This window comes from Enterococcus sp. AZ156 (genome assembly GCF_051714165.1).
Classification (GTDB): Bacteria; Bacillota; Bacilli; order Lactobacillales; family Enterococcaceae; genus Enterococcus_B; species Enterococcus_B pernyi.
In genome coordinates, this window is the sequence record NZ_JBIORI010000001.1 from 880,002 (window position 1) to 899,616 (window position 19,615).

General features: G+C 38.5%; 21 protein-coding genes. 19 read left to right on the forward strand and 2 right to left on the reverse strand.

From position 1 onward, the window contains the following. Positions 1-121 precede the first annotated feature (121 nt). From IGJ95_RS04235 to IGJ95_RS04300, 14 genes are all read left to right on the forward strand, one after another. Complete coding sequence (locus tag IGJ95_RS04235) at positions 122-1,186, forward strand: M24 family metallopeptidase (protein WP_010736003.1); 1,065 nt, start codon at positions 122-124, stop codon at positions 1,184-1,186. 213 nt (positions 1,187-1,399) lie between these two features. Next, on the forward strand, positions 1,400-1,825 hold the full coding sequence (locus IGJ95_RS04240) for an Asp23/Gls24 family envelope stress response protein (protein WP_010736002.1): 426 nt from the start codon (positions 1,400-1,402) through the stop codon (positions 1,823-1,825). After that, entirely contained in the window at positions 1,818-2,267 is a 450-nt protein-coding gene (gene nusB / locus IGJ95_RS04245) for a transcription antitermination factor NusB (protein ID WP_010736001.1), read from the forward strand. Before IGJ95_RS04240 ends, nusB begins: the two co-directional genes overlap by 8 nt. A gap of 94 nt (positions 2,268-2,361) precedes the next feature. Then, a complete protein-coding gene (locus tag IGJ95_RS04250) occupies positions 2,362-3,216 on the forward strand; it encodes a bifunctional methylenetetrahydrofolate dehydrogenase/methenyltetrahydrofolate cyclohydrolase (protein WP_010736000.1) in 855 nt (284 codons plus the stop codon). Continuing rightward, positions 3,213-4,553 (forward strand): exodeoxyribonuclease VII large subunit, encoded by a 1,341-nt coding sequence (gene xseA, locus IGJ95_RS04255; protein WP_010735999.1) that lies wholly within the window; start codon positions 3,213-3,215, stop codon positions 4,551-4,553. The genes IGJ95_RS04250 and xseA overlap by 4 nt, the downstream gene beginning before the upstream one ends. 1 nt (position 4,554) lies before the next feature. After that, entirely contained in the window at positions 4,555-4,782 is a 228-nt protein-coding gene (locus IGJ95_RS04260) for an exodeoxyribonuclease VII small subunit (RefSeq protein ID WP_010735998.1), read from the forward strand. Then, positions 4,779-5,666: a polyprenyl synthetase family protein gene (locus IGJ95_RS04265; RefSeq protein ID WP_438761485.1), complete on the forward strand. Its 888-nt coding sequence runs from the start codon at positions 4,779-4,781 to the stop codon at positions 5,664-5,666. The genes IGJ95_RS04260 and IGJ95_RS04265 overlap by 4 nt, the downstream gene beginning before the upstream one ends. 8 nt (positions 5,667-5,674) lie before the next feature. Further along, positions 5,675-6,496, forward strand: coding sequence for a TlyA family RNA methyltransferase (locus IGJ95_RS04270; RefSeq protein ID WP_438761487.1), 822 nt, complete (start codon positions 5,675-5,677; stop codon positions 6,494-6,496). A 99-nt stretch (positions 6,497-6,595) separates the two neighbouring features. After that, the gene (locus IGJ95_RS04275) at positions 6,596-7,045 is read left to right on the forward strand and encodes an arginine repressor (RefSeq protein WP_010735995.1); all 450 of its coding nucleotides are present in this window, start codon (positions 6,596-6,598) and stop codon (positions 7,043-7,045) included. Between the two features lie 17 nt (positions 7,046-7,062). Next, positions 7,063-8,742, forward strand: a complete 1,680-nt coding sequence (gene recN, locus IGJ95_RS04280) for a DNA repair protein RecN (protein ID WP_010735994.1) — start codon at positions 7,063-7,065, stop codon at positions 8,740-8,742. An 854-nt stretch (positions 8,743-9,596) separates the two neighbouring features. Then, positions 9,597-10,931, forward strand: a complete 1,335-nt coding sequence (locus tag IGJ95_RS04285; protein ID WP_010735993.1) for a hypothetical protein — start codon at positions 9,597-9,599, stop codon at positions 10,929-10,931. Between the two features lie 54 nt (positions 10,932-10,985). Then, the gene (locus tag IGJ95_RS04290; protein WP_153830333.1) at positions 10,986-11,600 is read left to right on the forward strand and encodes a hypothetical protein; all 615 of its coding nucleotides are present in this window, start codon (positions 10,986-10,988) and stop codon (positions 11,598-11,600) included. 187 nt (positions 11,601-11,787) lie between these two features. Then, positions 11,788-12,990 (forward strand): hypothetical protein, encoded by a 1,203-nt coding sequence (locus tag IGJ95_RS04295; protein WP_153830334.1) that lies wholly within the window; start codon positions 11,788-11,790, stop codon positions 12,988-12,990. Then, positions 12,977-13,576 carry a hypothetical protein gene (locus tag IGJ95_RS04300; RefSeq protein WP_137072067.1) on the forward strand — a complete coding sequence of 200 codons (600 nt, stop codon included), beginning with the start codon at positions 12,977-12,979 and terminating at the stop codon, positions 13,574-13,576. Before IGJ95_RS04295 ends, IGJ95_RS04300 begins: the two co-directional genes overlap by 14 nt. A gap of 131 nt (positions 13,577-13,707) precedes the next feature. Here the strand turns inward: IGJ95_RS04300 and IGJ95_RS04305 are convergent, their stop codons facing one another. Then, positions 13,708-13,824 carry a DUF4044 domain-containing protein gene (locus IGJ95_RS04305; protein ID WP_010735989.1) on the reverse strand — a complete coding sequence of 39 codons (117 nt, stop codon included), beginning with the start codon at positions 13,822-13,824 and terminating at the stop codon, positions 13,708-13,710. Positions 13,825-13,895: 71 nt separating this feature from the next. Then, the gene (locus IGJ95_RS04310) at positions 13,896-14,852 is read right to left on the reverse strand and encodes a magnesium transporter CorA family protein (RefSeq protein WP_010735988.1); all 957 of its coding nucleotides are present in this window, start codon (positions 14,850-14,852) and stop codon (positions 13,896-13,898) included. A gap of 209 nt (positions 14,853-15,061) precedes the next feature. On the opposite strand from IGJ95_RS04310, the gene IGJ95_RS04315 reads away from it, so the two are divergent. From IGJ95_RS04315 to IGJ95_RS04335, 5 genes are all read left to right on the forward strand, one after another. Next, entirely contained in the window at positions 15,062-15,430 is a 369-nt protein-coding gene (locus tag IGJ95_RS04315; RefSeq protein WP_010735987.1) for a DUF3397 domain-containing protein, read from the forward strand. Positions 15,431-15,600: 170 nt separating this feature from the next. Then, a complete protein-coding gene (gene mraZ, locus IGJ95_RS04320; RefSeq protein WP_034691698.1) occupies positions 15,601-16,032 on the forward strand; it encodes a division/cell wall cluster transcriptional repressor MraZ in 432 nt (143 codons plus the stop codon). Positions 16,033-16,053: 21 nt separating this feature from the next. Further along, complete coding sequence (gene rsmH / locus IGJ95_RS04325; protein ID WP_010735985.1) at positions 16,054-17,013, forward strand: 16S rRNA (cytosine(1402)-N(4))-methyltransferase RsmH; 960 nt, start codon at positions 16,054-16,056, stop codon at positions 17,011-17,013. Between the two features lie 4 nt (positions 17,014-17,017). Next, the gene (gene ftsL / locus IGJ95_RS04330; RefSeq protein WP_010735984.1) at positions 17,018-17,416 is read left to right on the forward strand and encodes a cell division protein FtsL; all 399 of its coding nucleotides are present in this window, start codon (positions 17,018-17,020) and stop codon (positions 17,414-17,416) included. Further along, positions 17,417-19,609, forward strand: coding sequence for a penicillin-binding transpeptidase domain-containing protein (locus tag IGJ95_RS04335; protein ID WP_062805506.1), 2,193 nt, complete (start codon positions 17,417-17,419; stop codon positions 19,607-19,609). It begins immediately after the preceding gene. Positions 19,610-19,615 lie beyond the last annotated feature (6 nt).

Consider the following 19,615-nt stretch of genomic DNA (forward strand, 5'->3'; position numbering starts at 1 on the left):
GAAAAGCTCAAGCCAAAACGCTTTGTTCGTTTCTATTGAAGGAATTTATCTTTCCTATGCCTTTAAAAAAGAAAGTTTGCTATAATGATAAAAAGAGTGCAAAGAAAGAAGGAATTTACACATGATGTTACGAGTAGAAAAGTTACGCAAAAAAATGCGAGAAGCGAATCTAGATTCATTTTTAGTGACAAGTCCTTACAATCTCCGCTATTTGACTAATTTTACAGGAACGACTGGGTTAGCGGTCATCACATTAGAGAAAGCCTTCTTTATTACGGACTTCCGTTATACAGAACAAGCAGCTGCGCAAGCGCAAGGTTTTGAGATCATCAAAAATGTCGCGCCGATTTTTGAGGAAGTCGCTGATTTGACTCGAAAAGAAGGATTGAAGAATCTAGCATTTGAAGAACGTACAGTTTCATTTTTAGAGTATTCAGTATTGGAAGAATTACTGGATGCAGAGTTGATCCCAGTTTCTGACATGATCGAAGAATTACGGGAAGTAAAAGATGAAGATGAATTAGTGATCATTGAAAAAGCTTGTAGCATCGCTGATATGGCTTATGATCATATCCTTAAAATGATCCAACCAGGGATGACAGAGATCGAGGTCGCGAATCAATTAGATTTCTATATGCGTTCACTAGGTGCATCAGGTGTGTCTTTTGAAACCATCGTGGCAAGTGGTGTTCGTTCAGCAATGCCACACGGAGTGGCTAGCCAAAAGATCATTGAACAAGGTGATATGATCACGATCGATTTTGGTTGCTATTATGAAGGATACGTTTCTGACATGACACGTACGTTTGCAGTCGGCGATCCTGGAGAACAATTGAAAGAAATCTATCAAATCGTTTTAGATGCCCAATTGGCAGTTCTAGAAGCAGCGAAACCTGGAGTGACAGGTATCCAACTGGATGCAGTAGCAAGAGACTACATCAGCAAATACGGCTATGGAGAAGCATTTGGCCACTCCACTGGACATGGTATCGGCTTAGAGATCCATGAAGGTCCTAATGTATCTGCGCGAGCAGAGAAACCATTTGTTGTGGGCAATGTCATTACGGATGAACCAGGAATCTACTTACCAGGAATCGGTGGCGTCCGGATCGAAGATGACTTATTGATCACTGCTGAAGGAAACCGGGTATTGACTCACTCACCAAAAGAATTGATCATTTTGTGATAATCAGCGTTTTTCAATAAATGTAAATGTCAAAACTCAGACTTTGTTATAGAAAATGGGCTCATTTAATGATACACTATAAGAGAAATCAAGCGATTGTAAACGGCGCGTTTTTTCACGCATGACTGATTTACAGGCGACAGTTTTCCTAGGTACATGACTTCGCTTTTTGAAGTGAAAGATGTATGTAGGCAAAAGGAGGAATAAATAAAAATGGCAGACGAAAAAAACTTAGTCTTACATGCTAATCAAGATTTAGGAGAAATCGTGATTGCACCAGAAGTGATCGAAGTCATTATCGGTATTGCAGCTTCTAAAGTCGAAGGGGTCTACGGAATGCGTGGGACTTTTGCTAGCAATGTCACAGAATTGCTAGGTCGCGCAGCGCATGGTAAAGGTGTATATTTAGTCAATGACGAAGAAGGTTTGAAAGTTGACTTATATTGTTATTTAGAATATGGCGTATCAGTACCAAAAGTAGCGATGGAAATGCAGGATCGTGTTCACCAAGAAGTACTTTTCATGACCGACATTGCATTAGCTGAAGTCAATATCCATGTCGTAGCAGTTGTACCAGAAAAATTGGAACAACCAGCAATCGATGAACTTTTTGAGGACGAAGAGGAAGAAAATGAATAAAGAGTTATCAAGACACGAGATCCGCGAGATGGCATTACAGGCATTGTTCCCATTAGATTTTAACACTGATCTGACAAAAGAAGATGCAATTTTCAATGCGATCGAGTTGGACCATCAAGAGATGATCAATGAAGAGCAATCAGAATTTGTTCCAGTATATCTAGACACACTAGTTGGTGGCGTCTGTGCAAAAAAAGCATCGTTAGACACGATCATCGAAAAGCATTTAAAAAATAATTGGCGGATCAACCGCATTTCCAAAATGGATCTTATTATTTTAAGAATCGCGATTTTCGAAATGATGTACGTGGATGACGTGCCTGCAACTGTTGCATTGAATGAAGCAATCGAGTTAGCTAAAACATTCAGTGACGACCGTTCACGTAAGTTTGTAAATGGTATGTTATCGAATGTGTTAAAAGAATTAGAAGCTGGGGCGTAAGTCCTAGCTTTTTTCTATGATAGTTAGTAAATCTGGTTATGTTACAAGTGGTTTATATGGTAGAATGAAAGCAAAAATATCTGGGAGTGATCGTATGTCAGAATTGATGAATGGAAAAGAATTAGCAGAAAAAATGCAAGCAGAACTTGCGTTAAAAGTAAAAGAGCTTAACGAACGACAGATCAATCCCGGATTAGTTGTTTTATTAGTTGGAGAAAATCCAGCAAGTCAAGTCTATGTTCGTAACAAAGAACGAGTTGCGAATCAATTAGGTATTTATTCAAAAGTAGAGCGTTATAGTCAAAAAATCTCCGAAGATGAGCTTCTAAATGAAATTGAAAAATATAACAATGATCCACGCTTCCATGGGATCCTTGTGCAGTTGCCTTTACCAAAACATATTGATGAAGAGAAAGTGTTATTAGCAATCGATCCTAAAAAAGATGTTGATGGTTTCCATCCATTTAATCTAGGACGTCTATTTGCAGGGAATCCTGATAAGATTCCTTGTACGCCTTATGGGATCATGAAGATGTTTGAAGCATATGATATTGATTTGACTGGCAAGCGTGCAGTAGTGATCGGTCGCAGTAATATTGTCGGTAAACCCATGGCGCAACTTTTGTTGATGGCTGATGCGACAGTCACCATTGCTCATTCAAAAACGAAAGACCTTCCAGCGTTAACTCGTGAAGCAGATATACTCGTAGTAGCGATCGGGCGTGGCCATTTTGTAACAAAAGACTTCGTCAAACCAGGTGCGGTAGTTGTCGATGTGGGGATGAATCGGGATGAGGATGGAAAACTGATCGGTGATGTCAAATTCGATGAAGTCGCTCCTCTTGCAAGCTATATCACGCCTGTCCCTAAGGGAGTAGGTCCAATGACGATCACGATGTTGATGGCACAAACGGTCCAATCAGCTGAAGCAGAGCGAGGAGAGTTATGACGCAAGAATATTTAACAGTTACCACCTTAACCAAATATTTGAAACGAAAATTTGAAGCAGATCCATATCTGGAAAGAGTTTATCTAACTGGCGAAATCTCGAATTTCCGTATGCGAGCGAATGCGCATCAATATTTCAGTTTAAAAGATGATCATGCAAAAATCTCTGCGATCATGTTCAAAGGTGCTTTCCAAAAGTTACGTTTTCAACCAAAAGAGGGCATGAAAGTGTTGGTGATCGGTCGGATCTCCCTTTACGAGGCCAGCGGTTCTTATCAAATTTACGTGGAACATATGGAACCTGATGGCGTCGGTGCGTTATATCAAGAGCTAGAAGAACGAAAAGAGAAATTGATGAAAGAAGGTCTATTTGCTGGACCTAAAAAGGCATTGCCGAGATTTCCAAAACGCATCGCCGTTTTAACAAGTCCTAGTGGTGCGGTCATTCGTGATATTATCACGACGGTCAAACGCCGTTACCCAATCGCGCAACTTGTTTTGTTCCCAACTGTTGTGCAAGGAAACCAAGCAGCAGATGATGTCGTCCGCAATATCCAACGCGTTGAAGCGTTAGGAAATTTCGATACAATGATCATCGGACGTGGTGGTGGGTCGATCGAGGATCTTTGGCCTTTCAATGAAGAACGGGTGGCTCGTGCGATTTATCAAGCAAAAACACCGAGCATCTCTTCTGTCGGTCATGAGACAGATACGACGATTGCTGACTTAGTGGCTGATGTTCGAGCAGCGACACCGACGGCAGCAGCTGAGCTGGCTGTTCCAGTATTATCGGAAGAGTTGATGCGGATCAAGGAAAGACAAGCCCGCTTAGAGCAAGGGTTTTTACGCCAAATCCAACGAAAACAAGAGCGGTTTGCCCGCTCAAGACAATCCTATGTCTTTCGCCAACCTGAACGACTTTATGAGGGACAAACGATCAAGCTAGATCAATTGCGGCAACGCTTGTATCAAGCAACGCAACAAATTTACCATGCGAAAGAAAAACAAACCATGACCTTAAGTCATCAGTTGCAACAAGTTGCACCAATTTATCGAGTGAAATCAGCCAAGCAAGAAACAAGCTACTTAGAAAAACGACTAGAAGAAAAAATGTACCAATATATGCAACAACAGCAACAAAAGTTTCAACAGACGGTTCAATCACTTGATTTACTTAGTCCTTTAAAAATCATGGGTAGAGGGTATAGCTACACCACGTTGCATGATCAGGTGGCAAAAAGTGTCGATGAGATCCAAGTCGGTGATGAGTTAGTCATTCATTATGCAGATGGACAGGTCAAAGGCAAAGTGGAACAGATCAAAAAGGAGACAGAATAAGATGGCAAATCCAACATTTGAAGAATCATTGCAAGAATTAGAAAAAATCGTCATGCAATTAGAGCAAGGAGACGTTCCATTAGAATCAGCGTTAGATGCGTTCAAAAGAGGAATGGAATTAAGTAAGCAATGTCAAGATACTCTTTCTAAAGCAGAAGAAACCCTTACAAAAATGATGACTGAGACGAATGAAGAGATCACTTTTGACGAGAAAGAGGGGACACAATGAAACTAACCGATTTTTCTGCGACTCACCTTCCTTTGGTAGAAGAAGAAATGGTTTCTTTCATTACGGAATATACTTCGGATGTACGCTTGAAAGAAAGTATGATCTATTCGATCCATGCAGGAGGAAAAAGAATCCGCCCACTTGCTTTATTAGCAACCGTGGCTTCTTTTGATGCCAAGATCGATGCTTCAGCTTATCAAGTAGCAGCAGCATTAGAGATGATCCATACGTATTCATTGATCCATGATGATCTTCCAGCAATGGATAACGATGACTTGCGTCGAGGAAAACCAACCAACCATAAAGTCTTTGGGGAGGCAATCGCAATTTTAGCAGGGGATGGATTATTGACGGGTGCCTTCCAGTTGATCAGCATGACCCACTTAGCGAACTCACCAAAATTGTTATTATTGCAACAATTGGCTGTTGGTGCTGGGACACAAGGCATGGTTGCAGGCCAAGCGGCAGATATCCAAGGGGAAACGAAAGATTTGGCGCTAGAAGAACTAGCATTGATCCATGAACGAAAGACTGGACGTTTGATACGTTATGCTTTGCTAGCAGGTGGGATTTTAGCAGAACAACCAGAAGAAGTTTTGGTACAATTACAACAAATTGCCGCTCATCTTGGGTTAGCTTTTCAGATCCGTGATGATTTATTGGATGTGACTAGTACGACAGAAGCATTAGGGAAAACAGCTGGCAAGGATGAACGAGCGGATAAAAATACGTATCCACGCTTATTAGGGATCGAGCAGACAAGAGCTGCGTTGCAACGAGAAATCCATTCCGCCAATAGGATCATTGCCGAGTTAGAACAAGAAGTTTGTTCATTTGATGGAGAGATTCTTCGTCAGTTGGTCAAACGATTTGATGAGAAGTGAGGAAGAGGATGGAAAAAGAACGAGTAGATGTATTAGCCGTCAAACAAGGGCTATTTGAAACAAGGGAACAAGCAAAACGTTCCGTGATGGCAGGGTTGATCTATAATGAAAAAAATGAACGTTTTGATAAACCAGGAGAAAAAATCCCCGTTAGTAGTGAATTAAAAGTCAAAGGGAAAAAATTGCCGTATGTTTCTCGTGGTGGGTTGAAACTAGAAAAAGCATTAAAACAATTTGATCTAACAGTCAAAGATAAAGTATTGCTTGATATTGGGGCATCCACGGGAGGGTTTACCGATGCTGCCTTACAAAATGGAGCAAAAATGAGCTATGCCTTAGATGTAGGCTACAATCAGTTAGCATGGAAAATCAGACAAGATCCAAAAGTGGTCGTGATGGAACGTGTTAACTTTCGTTATGCAAAACCTGAAGACTTTGATCAAGGTGTACCAGAAGTCGCTGTCATTGATGTATCATTCATCTCTTTGAAGCTGATGCTACCGCCATTACATGCAATTTTGAAGCCAGAGGGTGAAGTAATTGCATTGATCAAACCACAATTTGAAGCAGGTAGAGAAGCGGTCGGTAAAAATGGTATTGTTCGAGAAGCAACAACCCATCAACAAGTCATCGAACAAATTTTGACGTTTGCCACAGAGCAAGGGTTTGATGTATTAGATCTAAGTTACTCTCCTATTACAGGTGGAGAAGGAAATATTGAATTTTTAGCGCACTTAAAAAAAGTATCAGATAAAGGAACAATCTATGTGAACGTTGATCCAGCTCACATCGTTGAAATGGCTCATGAACAATTCACGCATAAGCGGTAGTCTGGAAATTGACAAAAAAGACTATGAGTTCTTCTTTATTAAGCGCTTAAAATAAGCTATCATTGAAAGAAGAAGGATTGGTGAAGGAGCGGATTGAGCATGAGAAAAAAAGATCGACATCGTTTGATTACTCGATTACTAAATGAACAAGATATACGTAAACAAGAAGAATTTGTTGAAATATTAAAAAATAAAGGGATTTCTGTTACACAAGCAACGATCTCAAGAGATATCAAAGAGCTTAAATTGATCAAAGTTCCCGCAGTTGATGGTGGCTATCGCTATAGTCTGCCTGCTGAAACAAGTGAAGATGTGAGCACAAAGCTAGAAAAACTATTGAAGGACGCATTTGTAGCAGTTGACCAGATGGAAAAATTTGTTATTTTAAAGACTTTGCCGGGCAATGCTTCTGCAGCTGCAAATTTAATCGATAAACGTTACAAAAAAGAATTATTCTCGATTATCAACGATGATGATAATGTGTTGATGATCACACGATTGGAAGAAGATGCTGTTCAATTAAAGAAAGATTTTCTGCATTACCTTTAATCTAAGGAGTGATTGCAATGCTACAAGAAATCAGTATCACCAATTTTGCGATAATTCCTGAATTGCGTTTGTCGTTTCATGAAGGAATGACAGCATTAACAGGAGAAACCGGAGCCGGTAAGTCAATTATTATTGATGCTTTGGGCTTATTAGCAGGTGGTCGCGGATCAAGTGATTATATTCGTCAAGGTGCCGATAAATGTATTCTGGAAGGGTTGTTTGAATGGCCTAAACAAGAAGGTTTTGAAGCTTTGATGGAAGAGTTAGGGATTGAGTCCGATGGTTCAAATCTGATCGTCCGTCGAGATATGTCTTTAGCAGGTAAGAATGTTTGTCGAGTGAATGGACATATCGTGACATTAGCGAATTTGCGACGCGTAGGTAGTTATTTAGTGGATATCCAAGGTCAAAATGAACATCAGGAACTATTACAACCTGAATCACATCTTGTGTTACTTGATCGTTTTGGAGACTCGACATTCCAACAGAAAAAAAGAGCGTACCAAGAAGCCTATCAAGCGTATCGTGAACTTGAAAGAAAAGTACGTAAGATCCAACAAAACGAAAAAAACTATGTCCAACGTATCGATATGTTGAATTTCCAACAAGAAGAAATCGCAGCCGCCCAATTAGAAGTTGGTGAAGAAGAAAAACTTCGAGAAGAGCGCGATAAATTAAGTAATTATCAAAAAATCGTCGATGGTTTAGCTACTGCTTATGGGGCGCTCAGTGAAGGTGAACAAAGTAGTCTTGATGGGGTGGGAATGGCTGTTTCCGAGATCCAAAGTATTGCCCACCTTGATTCAGAGTATGAAGCAATTTTTGATAATATCCAGAGTGCCTATTATTTATTGCAAGATGCAGTAGGGGACATGAGCAGGCAAATCGATCTGCTTGAACTGGATGAGAATCGTTTGGAAGAAGTGACGCAACGCATGGAAACGATTCGCCAATTGAAGCGTAAATATGGCGATTCAGTTGAAGCTATCTTAGCCTACTATGAAGAAATCACAGAAGAATTGGATTCATCTGATTTTACAGAAGGTCAACTTGATAAAATGAAGAATGAACTGACTCAAAAAGAAGAGTGGGCGTTTCAATGTGCAGAAGAACTCCATCAAGCAAGAAAAGCGATCGCCAGTGACTTAGAACAGTCGATTCTGCGTGAATTAAAGAGTCTTTATATGGAAAACACCGAATTTGAAGTTCGTTTTTCAACGCAAGCAAATGGACGCTTAGATGAGCAAGGTTTTGATATTGTCGAATTTTATATCACGACAAATCCTGGAGAACCATTGAAGCCACTAGTCAAGGTAGCATCAGGTGGGGAATTGTCACGAGTATTACTTGCTCTGAAAACCATTTTTTCTTCGGAACAAGGTGTGACTAGTATCATTTTTGACGAAGTTGATACTGGTGTTAGTGGCAGAGTGGCACAAGCCATTGCGGATAAAATATTGAAAATATCCAAATATTCCCAAGTACTTTGTATCACGCATCTTCCTCAAGTGGCGGCGGTAGCGGATTATCAATATTACATTGTAAAAGAAGTCGTCGGCGGAAGAACACAAACATCCGTCGCCGAATTAGCTGCAGCTGAAAGAGAAAATGAAATCGCACGAATGTTAGCGGGAAGTGAAATCACGCCTTTAACGATCGAACACGCCAAAGAGTTGTTACGTTTGGCGAAAAAATAAATAAAAAATAAAAATCACCCTTTGCCTACATTGGCTAGGGTGATTTTATTTTGCTTTTTAGGGAATAGAGGTAAAAAAACAGTTGAAATCTTTCCCGACAGAAAAAGTAATTAGTTATTTTTATATTGTATTTTATTATATTTTTTTTTTGATTTTGAGAATGAAATTTGTAAATCCAAAAGCTGTCGATAGTCAATCAATAGTTAATTCGCTTACAAAGTCCTATCATTTTTTAATCATAAAAATTTTTTTTAATGACAAAAAGATAAAGTCAGTAGTAATGTTTTCCCAGATTTTGATTATGTTTGAAAAAAAGCACTACACATAAATTAGTTTAAACGTATGATTATTGAAAATAATTCTTTTTTGAACGCTAAGAACAGATACTTGAGGTTAGTAGGAAAAGGATGTCATAAATAGTCTAAAGTATTTCTGTAAATAAACAAGAAATATTATCTCTGTAACTACTACGGATAAAAGATAGGTTTGTAAGAATGTAATAGATTAGTAAATGAATAACACGAATATTCTTAGATCAATAAAAGCTATCATTGATTCGCTTAAAGTATTGTATTAAAAGTATCGTCATATCGTCTATGTAAATGATTCGTTTCCGCTGGTGATTTATTTGTTATAGAAATAGCAAACTCAATGATTATTGTTCGTTGTTTTTGTCCAAATGGTGGTTACGTCGTATTTTTACTCATAGAGAATACCTACAAGAAAGGGAGGAAGGGACAATTCATCTAAAATTTTTTTGTAAATGGGTGATTTAGGAACATCCACTTTTAGAAGTTTCCTAAGAAAAAGGATTGGAACAAAACAAATACATAAAAATGCGAGGAGTGTAAGATATGCCAATAATTGATTTCAGAGAAACAGGTGGAAAGTTCATTAATCGAATGCATGACGCTAATAAGACAAATACTCAAGAAGATTTGAGTAGATTAGCTGTTCGGACAGGAAATGAATCCCTAAATGTGAGAGCAAACCCAATTATTTCTTATCTTTATTATTCGACAGGTATTCTTCAAAATATAACACTACAGCCGATAAATCAAAGGAATGATCGAATTGTAGGAAATGCAAGCACCTCATTTGGAGAAAGAAATCAAGAAAATCCTTCGTTTGATTTAAATACTAGAGCAAATGCAACTCAAAGCTATCGTAATGTATTACAGATCATTCCCCAAGTCAGTATAGATCAAAGAGTTACAGCGCCAAATGAGCTAGCTAATATGACAGGTACGCTTCCTAAACAATTTAATAGTGAGTATGTTTCTAAAAAGAAATTGAAATTTAAACGTAAAGAATCTAGTGAACATAAGGGCAATACATCTCGCAATACAAGTGATGTAATGCAACAATCCCTAAATGAAAGTAGACAGATCAATCCAAGACATCACCGAGCGCTCTCCAAAAAATCCTCCTATTTAATTAAGAAAGTCACAAGTGAGTTACATGATCAGGAAGTAAAAAGTCCGAATACTATTCAAAAAGATGAGACTTCTTTTGTTTATAAAATCCCTAAGTTTGAAGCAAGAACATCCAAGCGAAATCAGGAAACAGACTCTCGTAATCGAACAACCAATATGGAAAATCAGGGAATGACAAAGAAATTTGTACAAGGTTCTCAGCAAGCCTCTTCATCCCAAACAAAAGATAGTCCAAATTCAGATTTTAGATTGCGAGAAGAAAATGAGTCAACAAGCACTGGAATAGCGTCATGGCAAAAAGGAAAGTATCACTTGTCACAGGAAGGTGTAGATACAACTCAGAAATCGACGATTGAACTACAGGATAAGGTAATACAAAGTTTGAAGAGTATTCAAAATGATGACATATCTAAGTTTGAAGCAAGACCATCCAAGCGAAATCAGGGAACAGACTCACGTAATCGGACAATCTATATGGAAAAACAGAGAATGACAAAGGAATTTGTAGAAGGTTTACAGCAAGCCACTTCATCCCAAACAAAAGATAATCCGAATTCAGAGGTCAGTTTTACAACGCATGGAGAAAAAGAAATTGACACAGTTAAACTGCGCAATCTCAATGATAATCCTGTATTTGAAGCAAGAAATGTAAGAGGTGAAAATGAAGAAAGCTTAACACACGGTATAGGAGAAAGTCTAATCAAGTTCGGAGAGCAAGCATATCCTTATCGTTCTAAGGCTGAAATATATTAACAGGCGATTCCTACGCAACTGTCTCAAAATAAATCACAGGATCTGTATAACAGCTTGGCGAATCAAAAAACTATTGATTTAAAAGATACACGGACAGGTGAATATATTTTAAAAATGATAGAATCATCGGATGGACAGAATTTCCCCGCAGAATTGAAGGATTTTTTGAAAGATTTACAGCAAGCTCCTTCATCCCAGACAAAAGACATTCCAATTCCAGAGTTTAGATTGAGAGAAGAACATCATATAGCAAGCAATGGGATCGATTCCTGGCAAAAAGAAAAGTCTCATTTGTCACAGGAAAGTTTAGAACCAAATAAGAAAGAGTCAAGGGAACTATATGATCAGTTGGTACACGGCACGAGCAGCATAAAAAAAGATGAGACTTCTTTTGTTTATGGAATGCCTAAATTTGAAGCCAGATCATCCAAGGGGGATCAGAGAGCAGAATCACTCGATCGGCTAACGAATATAGAGAATCTAGGAATCTTTAAGAAGTTTTCAGATGGGCTAAGCATCGATAAATTTTTGTCAGCCAAAGCAAAAAACGACATTGATAAAAACCTACAAACGTTTATTGAAAAACAAAACGGAAATAAGCCAAGGTTATCTGTGCTTGTAGGGAATGCTAAAGTAAAAAGTCAAAATATAATTAATCAAGAAAAATAGCGTCCAAGAGCAAATCGAAAAGAACCAAGTTTGAGCATATAGTTAATTGAAGACAATAAAAAGATGACTAAAAAATTAGGATAGTAGTACTTTTCTACCACAAACGTTATCAAGGCTAATGGGAAAACAGAATGTTGACTACGGTAAATAATGAATGCCAATTAAATAAATAGAAGGAGTGAAAGGAATGCCAGGAGAAAATCATAACGAGAGAATAGGACGATTCAACAACAGTGTTATAGACAAGCAAGATCCGCATGGGTTAGAGCGTGAGTTAAGGGCTCTGAGTAATCAAAGAAGATTTCATCTGAATAGAGGGAAATTTTCTGCTTTCACGGGAGCGGTATACGCAACCAGTGTGTTAAATATGTTAACACCAGTGGTTGCGCATGGCCCTAATCGATTGAATGTACCAAAAGAAAAAAACAACGAAATGAAAAGAACTTCCGAACAATCAATGGATTATCTACGTACCTCCAACATCACAGCTAGTCATACACAGAGCAATAACGTTTCCCCTCACAACATGACAATTGATTTAAAAAATACACTTAATCACTGGGAGATTGAACTTAACAATTTAATGGTTTCAAATAAAAAGGATATTAATAAAAATGTTCATCAGAGACCACGAAGAACACTAAATCAGCGAAGCCAATTTAGAAATCTTACAGCAGAAAATGTTGCAGAACAAATTAAAAATACTTTGAAAGGTTTTGTTGAGGAAATCCAGAAGCCCCCGACGTCGGTTGGAGCAGCAAACCTACCTTTAGAGGAAATCCAGAAGCCCCCGACAGCGGTTGGACAAGTAAATCTACCATTTGGGGAAGCCCAGAAGCCTCAAACAGCGATTGAACCAGTTAAAAAAACGTTTGAGGAAATGTACACGCCTAGCACAGCACTTGAACGATTGGATCACCCTCCCAAGATAAACGAGGCATTTTGGGATAAAGTAACTAAAGTCTTTACTGATTTTTTCAGGCAATATGAAATACCTACTGATAGAGGTGGTGGGCAAGGAGCAAAGGATCAATCCATGTTGTCCTATGTTTCAAATTTGATGTCTTTTGCATTACCTGATCTCCAATTATTTACTATTAACCTAGGGAAAGCAAATAAAGACAATATATCACCCCAATCGTTTGATCAACCTACTTCCTCTGACCATAGTTTGGGACAAGAAAATTTTGCAACTCAAATTTTGGATGCAACGAAAATACTAATCAATGAGTTTACGAATCATGATTTATCCAAAAGCTTATCGAAGGATATAGCAAGTTACAAAAACCTCAGGGATGAGCAAAATTCAGGGCTTACGCAAGAAGCGAAGATTTCAAGCCAATCCAATCAACGCCAATTTGATTTCTCAGCCTGGAATGAGCAATTTTAAAAATACTGAGGTAATTCTTCATCCTCAGGCTACTGATACCCCGGTTCCAAGTAAGAAAGAATTGGAACAGGAGTACTTAAAAAGAAGAAGACGGATGATAAAGGAATGGGATGAGCCAGATAGAGTGAAGAATCAAAGAGAAATGTCCGCAGATCGCGAAAATTCACATCTGGCAAACAGTGTGGAAAGAATGACGACTAATAAAGAAGTGGGGATCGATCCGAATAATTTCGATCCGAGATTAGAAAAAAACTTTAATAAATTTAAAGAAGCTATGAAAGGAACACAGAAAAATTCTCGGCAGAATTTGGCTTTAAATAATCGACATTCGAATCCATTGCCCAATACTTTGATGAACCAACAATCTACTCAAACAGCAACAGGTAAAAAAGTGTCAACCTTAGAGAATAGTGGGGCTCAATATCAGAAAAAGCAAAAAGAAGGAAGTAATCAAGTAAGATTCGAACAAGTGGGTCATTCAACACGGTCGGGGGCTGGAGTTCGAATTGAAAACAAGAAAAGTTTTTCGATGCTAACAAGTGATGCGAGAGTAAAAGCCAACATAAAAATATATCGAATCAAGTAAGACAGCAACCAAGAACAAACAAAAAAGAGGTTAGTTTAAGTATGTAGTAACCAATGTGACAGGCTCTTGATGATAATAATTAATAACAGGAAATGGAGGTTACGCCAAATTTGGCGCAACCTCCATTATTTTTACATGACACTGATTACAGCAGTTAGAACGACTGAACCGATTGTCAAAATCAACATTGTCCAAATCACTAATTTTGTGACTTTCGCAAAAGTGCTTGTTTGTTTTTTTTCTCGCATCGTGATTACCTCGATTTATTATTGTTAAGTTGATTTTACATGCTTTTCATTGATTCTACAAGAGGGCATCTCTATAAAAACTTACCTTTTTTCAAATAATAAGTGGTCAGAAGTGAAATGATCACGGTCAATAGTATCAACCAAAGAAAAGCATCATCCCTTTCGGCAATTGGTAGTTTAATATTCATACCGTAAATACTTCCAATGATTGTTGGAATCGTTAAGATAATCGTTAAAGAAGTTAAAATTTTCATAATATTATTTAAGTTGTTTGAAATGATGGCAGAGAATGTTTGGTTCATCTGTTCGACAAGCTTTAAGCGGATACGAGCGGTGGTCTTTGCTTGTTCTGTTTCGATAATCACGTCTCTGAGGTGATTCATCATCGCGTGATTATTTTTTACCGATTGGTTCTCGGCTAGTTGTTGTAACGCTTCAAGATTCGAGGCAGTCGCTTCTTTGAAATAAACCAAGCTTTTTTGGATATCCATGATTTGATACAATTGCTTATTTTCAGTTGAGACTTTTAGTTGTGTCTCCAACAGATCACATTGGGCAAGTAAGGTAGAAAGATAAGTGTTATAGGACTGAGTGATCTGCCAAAGTAACTGCATAAAAATATTTAGAGTGGTCGAAAGATCGTTTCTTTGAAACGTTTGATGAAAGACTTTTTTCAAAAAAAGTGGTTCGTGATTCGTAATTGTGATAAGCTTCTTTTTGGGCGTGAGAATAATCGAAAACGGATAAGTATCTACTTGGAAATATCCGCTAGGACTTGTTTTTGGAAAAGGGTATTGTAATAATACCAATGCTGGTTTTGTCAGCTTTTCTTGATTAAATTCTTCTACCCTGGAGTTTTCTGCATCGTCTAAGACAGACGTGAGGTAATCTTTAGGTATTTGGAACTGTTTGATCAATTGATTGATTTCTTCTTCTGTGGGTCGCTCGACACAATACCAAATGGTTTCAGCCGTTTCTTCCATTGAATCAACCAATTTCTGGTCTTCAAGTGTAAAATACTTTATCATTGGGAACCTCCTCAATACTTCTTTCTTCTATTATAACCAATTCTTGAAAAGAACACATTGAAAGAGACTACCCACTGATCATCAATCTTGATTTGTCAAACAACGGCTGCAACAACATAATAAAACAGTATAAATTTAAACTAAATGAAATCGTTGTGTAAACTAAATTACGTATACTGAACGCAACGATAAAAAAGGAGATTTGTCGAATGGGTAGTTTTTCACCACTTGTATTGTTTTGGTACATCTTTCCGGCAATCGTGATTTTTGGTTGTCAATTTCTAGTAAAAATATTTGCATTGACTCGGCGTTTCAAAGTCAAAGCACCTGATTTAGCCGTTCCTTTTTTGTGGGGAGGCATCCATGCATTGTCTCGTAATACCGATACGTCTTCATTTTTGCCCTTTTTATTGATCACTATCCTTTTAATGGCAATCTGTATCGCGTTATTCCAAGCTTATTATTATGACGAACTTGTGTATTCACGTTATTTCAAAATGACTTGGCGTCTTACTTTTTTGGTAACCTTAGTCATGTATATCGTTTTGATCGTCCTAAACATTCTTTCGTTTCTCTAGTATGGCGCAATCAGGCTGTTAAAAGACTTTAAAAAATCTTTTATCAGCTTGATTGTTAAAATTTTTTTTACTAATCAAAAAGTTATTCTCAGATTTTCCATAAAAGGTGGTAGAAAGTGGGGGATTGTGGTAGACTGATTTTAGTTAGTGGAGGATTGGGGGTAGTTTCGATGTTAATGGGCGAATTTCGGCATAATATTGATGCAAAAGGTCGCTTGATCGTGCCTTCAAAACTGCGTGAAGAATTAGGCGAACAATTCGTGTTGACTCGTGGATTAGATGGTTGTCTTTTTGGCTATCCGATGAGCGAATGGAACGAATTAGAGTCGAAACTCAATGATATGCCTCTAGCAAAGAAAGACGCTAGAACCTTTGTCCGTTTTTTCTACTCAGCAGCTACAGAATGTGAGTTGGACAAGCAAGGACGTATCAATATCCCTAATACATTAAGAAACTACGCAACTATAACGAAAGAGTGTGTCATTGTTGGAGTGTCAAACCGGATCGAAATTTGGGATGAAGCCAAATGGCAAGAATTTTCAGAAGCTGCGGAAGAAAACTTTAATGAAATCGCTGAAAATATGATTGATTTCGGATTATAAGAAATAGGAAGAGGCTGACCAATGACTGAAACATTTCAACACTATACAGTCATGTTAAAAGAAACGGTAGATGGACTTGCAATCAAACCGAACGGAATTTATGTGGACTGTACACTCGGCGGGGCCGGACATAGCGAATACTTATTAAGCCAATTGAATACAGAGGGTCATCTTTATGCATTTGATCAAGATCAGATCGCAATCGATCACGCAAAAATCCGTTTGGCTGAGTATGTCGAAAAAGGTATGGTCACTTTTATCAAAGCAAATTTCCGTGAGCTTGAAGAGCGCTTGACTGAATACGTACCTAAGGTCGATGGGATACTTTACGACTTAGGCGTATCTTCGCCACAGTTAGACGAAGCAGAACGTGGATTCAGTTATCATCAAGATGCGCCTTTGGATATGCGAATGGATCAATCGGCACCTTTGTCAGCATATCATGTGATCAACGAATATCCTTATAACGAATTAGTAAAGATCTTCTTTCGTTATGGAGAAGAAAAATTTTCAAAACAAATTGCCAGAGAAATTGAACGGGTGAGAAAAGATCATCCGATTGAAACAACCGGGGAATTAGTAGAAATCATCAAACAGGTGATTCCTGCCCCAGCAAGACGAAAAGGCGGTCATCCTGCAAAACGCATTTTTCAAGCTGTGCGAATTGCAGTCAATGATGAGCTAGGTGCGGAGCAAGCCTCCTTAGAGCAAGCAATCCGCTTATTGAAGGTCGGTGGCCGGCTCAGTGTGATCACTTTCCACTCATTAGAAGATCGGATCGTCAAAAACATGTTCAAAGAATATAGTACGATCAAAGATTTACCACCAGGGTTGCCGGTCGTACCTGATGAGTTCCAACCTGAATTAAAAGTGATAACGAGAAAACCGATGTTACCATCTGAAGAAGAAGTGGCAGAAAACAATCGTTCTCGTAGTGCAAAATTGCGTATCGCTGAAAAAATACGAGAGAAAGAGGAGTAGAAGAATGGCAGAACTAAAGAAAGTCCAACAATATCCATATGATTTACAAGAAATTGAACTACCAGAGCAACCTCTGCCAGATTCACCCTCAGAGAAAGAAATCGTTCTTCCTCAATCTCCAGCAAAACGTTTGAAGCAAATCTCTATTTTCGAAAAGCTTGCCGTAGTGTGTATTGCTTTTTCTGTCATCGCACTTTGCGTATTAACAGTGATGTTACGAACTAATATTAGTGGTATGGAAAAGCAAATCGGGGCGCTACAGGTTGAATATAATGAAAAAAATCAAGAAAAAATCAGTTTGGAGCAAGAGAAAAGTGAACTTTCTCGTACCGAGCGTGTTAAAAAAATCGCAGAAGAAAAAGGGTTGTCAATCAATGACGACAATTTAAGGAAAGTGAAGTAAATGAGTCTTAAAAATAAATTCCGGCGGTTTATGGAAAAGAAAAATCTAAATCCGATGAACAATCGCAAAAAAGTAGGTATCATTTTATTTGCTACGAGTATTGGATTGTTCTTTTTATTTGCCGTTCGTTTTGCATACATCGTGATCGGTGGACATGTGGCTGGTACATCATTAGAAGAAAAAACGAACCAGCTTTATCAAGGTAGTGAAGAGGTCAAGGCAAAACGAGGCACGATCTTTGACCGTAATGGGGTGGCACTAGCAGAAGATGCCACGTCTTACTCGATCAAAGCAATTCTTTCCGAAACATACACGACTGGAAACAAAAAATTATATGCACAAGAAAAAGATTTCGATACACTTGCGGATATTATCAGCAAAAACCTTTCAATGGAAAAAAGTAAAGCCTTGAAGGTGCTACGCGATGGAGCCGAGCAAAATCTCTACCAAGTAGAATTTGGGAATTATGGACGTAATATCACCCAAGAGACGAAACAAAACATCGAAGCAGAGATGAAAGCGGCTGATGTTAATGGGCTTTATTTCGATAATCATCCTGCACGTATGTATCCTAGTGGGATATTTTCTTCCCATTTTATTGGCTATGCGGTACCGGATGAAGAAGAAAATGGTCTGGTTGGCCGACTTGGGATCGAATCTGCTTATAATGATATTTTGAGTGGACAAAACGGAAAGATCTATTATCAAAAAGATAATTTCCAAAATCCATTACCAGGTACTGTAGCAGAAGAAGAAAAGGCAACAGACGGTAAAGATGTGTATACGACTCTTGATAGTCGTCTGCAGAGTTACTTAGAAACATTGATGGATCAAGTCAATGAAGAATATCAACCTGAAGAATTGACTGCGATATTGATGGAAGCTAAAACTGGCGAGATCACTGCGATGAGCCAACGCCCGACGTTCAATCCTGAGACGATGGAAGGGTTGACTGGTGAAGATGCTGTGTGGCGTAACATCCTTGTACAAGATTCTTATGAACCAGGTTCAACAATGAAAATCTTCACGACAGCAGCAGCAATCGAAGAAGGTAAATTCGATGAAAATGAGTCTTTCCTATCTGGACAGATCAAAGTAGCTGATGCCACGATCAATGACCATGACTTTGGTAAAAAAGGAATGCTGACCATGCGTCAAGCTCTTTCATGGTCTAGTAACGTGGGTATGGTAATGCTGGAACAGCGTTTAGGTGGCAAGTGGTTTAACTATTTGCAAAAACTAGGATTTGGGCAAAGTACTCACTCTGGTTTAGATGATGAAGTTGCGGGTGCTTTACCAACTGCTAATATCGTTGACCAAGCGATGAGTGCGTATGGTCAAGCGATTGGTGTCACGAATTTCCAAATGATGAAAGCTTTCAGTGCGATCGCCAACAACGGCACTATGATCCAACCACGTTACATTAGTAAGATCGTTGATCCAAATACTGGAGAAGAAGTCTCTACTGAAACGGAAGTGTTAGGACAGCCATTTTCGAAAGAAACGACAGAAAAAGTTCGTGAGTATATGCGAGATGTCATAGAAGATGAAAATTACGGTAGTGCTTACGGAGTATATAATGTTCCGGGATACAATATTGCAGCTAAAACAGGAACAGCCCAGATTGCTTCTGATACAGGAGGATATCTAACAGGTGATACCGCGTATCTGTATTCGATCGTCGAAATGGTACCAGCTGAGGATCCCGAATATGTCCTTTATCTGACAATGAAACATCCTAAGACATATGACCGCACGGCTTTAGCAAAAATTGCGAACCCCTTACTGAAACGAGCAATGGATTTCAAAGAAGCTGAAACAGCTACGCCAGAAGAGAAAAAGACGGAAAATATCACTGTTTCTGACTATCGTAATTTAAATCCTGATATTGCCGCTGCTGATGCACAAAAGAGCGGTTTGCAACCAGTAGTCATTGGCGATGGAAATAAGGTAGAAGCGCAATCCACAGCAAATGGGGATGAGCTGATATCGGGAGAAAAATTGATTCTATATAGTGGTGGTACTGCATTGATGCCTGATGTGACAGGTTGGTCAAAGGCGGATATCATGAAATTAGGAAAAATACTTGGTGTCGAAGTGACATTCCACGGTGATGGTTACTGTACAGAACAAAGCCTCGCACCTTATGAAAAAATATCTGACGAAACATTAAGTTTCCATCTAAAAGAATAATAGGAG